This is a genomic window from Hydrogenophaga sp., assembly GCF_030656115.1.
GTDB lineage: Bacteria > Pseudomonadota > Gammaproteobacteria > Burkholderiales > Burkholderiaceae_C > Hydrogenophaga.
The window spans coordinates 1-1869 of record NZ_JAUSOO010000084.1; the positions used below are offsets into that span (position 1 = coordinate 1).

2 protein-coding genes are annotated in these 1869 nt (G+C 60.1%); one reads left to right on the plus strand and one right to left on the minus strand.

Annotated elements, in window-relative coordinates; translation table 11 throughout:
- The first annotated feature begins 175 nt into the window (after positions 1-175).
- Entirely contained in the window at positions 176-646 is a 471-nt protein-coding gene (locus Q7J58_RS12000) for an RES family NAD+ phosphorylase (RefSeq protein ID WP_304828091.1), read from the plus strand.
- 572 nt (positions 647-1218) lie between these two features.
- Here Q7J58_RS12000 and Q7J58_RS12005 read toward each other — a convergent pair.
- A partial coding sequence (locus tag Q7J58_RS12005) for a helix-turn-helix transcriptional regulator (protein WP_304828093.1) occupies positions 1219-1869 on the minus strand: 651 nt, incomplete at its 5' end.

Below are 1869 nucleotides of genomic sequence, written 5' to 3' on the forward strand. Positions count from 1 at the left end.
TGCGGTGAACAGGGCTTCTGTACTCAGGATCATGCTATTTGTTGTGGTCATTGAACTGATATCCGCAAATTTACGCTATCCATGAACCCCAGCACACCCAGCTCGGTCAGGTCAAGTTCCACTCAAAACGTCATAGAGCCCTGCTGCACGAAAGGGTAGCGTCAAAATCAATCGCATGATTTTGCCTCCAGCAGGCATCAAAGCAGGGCGGTTTTGTGTGGCAACTGGGGTAACGGCGTATCTGGCAGACAGTGCAGAGACGGCGTTGTATGAGGCAGTTTTCAGGCGTGAACTTGTAGCTTTCGTCGCTTTGGAGGATTTGCGGTTGAAGACGTTGGTCACTTTCACATCTAAGAAGCCCTTGAGGCTGGTGGATTTGCGAGGGCTTGAAGAGCAGTACCCGGTGCTGCAGTCACAGCGTATTCAGCATACGCAAGCGTTTGCCGAGGAGTGCTTTGGCAAAGGCTATGACGGCATCCTGTACGCCTCAGCGCAACACCCCCACCATGAGTGTGTTTGTCTGTTTGAGGCGGGTGCCAAGAAACTGGGCTTTGTGGAGGCTTGGCCTCTGGTAAAGCCGGGCACTGACATTCTGCATGGTGCAGTGGTTGAGGCTGCGAGACGATCTGGGGTGGAGATCGCCTGACGTTAAAAAGCCCGCTGAAGCGTAATGCCAGTCAGTTAAACCACTGACTGGCATTTTTTCTTCGGATACAAGTTTGAGTCCTTTTCACAACTCTGACGGATAGGAAATTCAACTACACGAGGTGAGGTATGACACGATCTGTAGGCCACCAAGCCACTGAGAGGCTGAGCCAGGTCGATTTAAGCTGCCGCTCCGGGCCAGGAGTCCGAGACTTTCCGACATAGATCCCCCTCTTTGCAGTGCCAGGCGCAGCCCTACCCCGCTACGTTATCAAAACCGCTGCTGCCCCCTCACCAACTGATGCGCTGATCGACCGCCGGTTGGGCCGCCTTGGCCCAATTTAGCGCAACGTCGACAACATGTCCCATATGCGCTTCAAACCCATCCCACAACGACGGCCCGCGTGCTGGTGTGATGCGCGGCAGGCTCTGCCTCCACCTCGATGTGGTCCAGTTTTTTGCGGATCAGTGGCGTGCGTGTGATCTCGTCCACCTTGGCAACGCGCCTGTCAAGACCCTGCTCGCTGTGCTGCCTGACGCAGCGGTAAGCGAAGGAAGACGTGGTGCCTCCCATCACCCCCCATGCTGCGGCTGCAGCAACGGCACGCGGTTGATGGCCATGGCCGCTGCGGCGGTGCGGGTTTCCACGCCGAGTTTGGCGTAGATGCGTTCCAGGTGTTTCTTCACGGTGGCGGGGCTGGCGCCCAGAATGTCGCCGATGTCGCGGTTGATCTTGCCTTTGGCCACCCAGTACAACACCTCGGCTTCGCGGGCGGTGAGCGCGAAAGCGTGGGCCATGGCTTCGAGCACGCTGGCGTCGGAGGTTTCTTGCATGACGATGAGCCAGTCGCCGCCCTCGCCGGGGGTTTCGCCGCCCTCGCCGTCCTGGTCGCCCACCTGTTGATGCAGCCGAAAGGTGAGGCGGCGCGGGCCGTTTTCCAGGGTCAGGCGCGGCGGTTCGCGCTGGGCCTGGGCTTCGCTCAGGTGGCGGCGCAGCCATTGCAGCACGGCGGGCGGCGTGGCGGGTGCTTCGGTGCCGCAGTAGCGCTGCAGCAACTCGCGCGCCAGCGGGGTTTGCCACATCAGGCGGCCGTCTTGTGCGCGCACGGTGATGGTGGCGTAGCCAAAGGCGTCAAGCGCGTTGCGCGCCTGGCTGCGCTCCACCGCGCCTTGGCGCACATGGCGCGCGGTGCGCAGGTGCACGCCCATGCGCGCCATCACTTC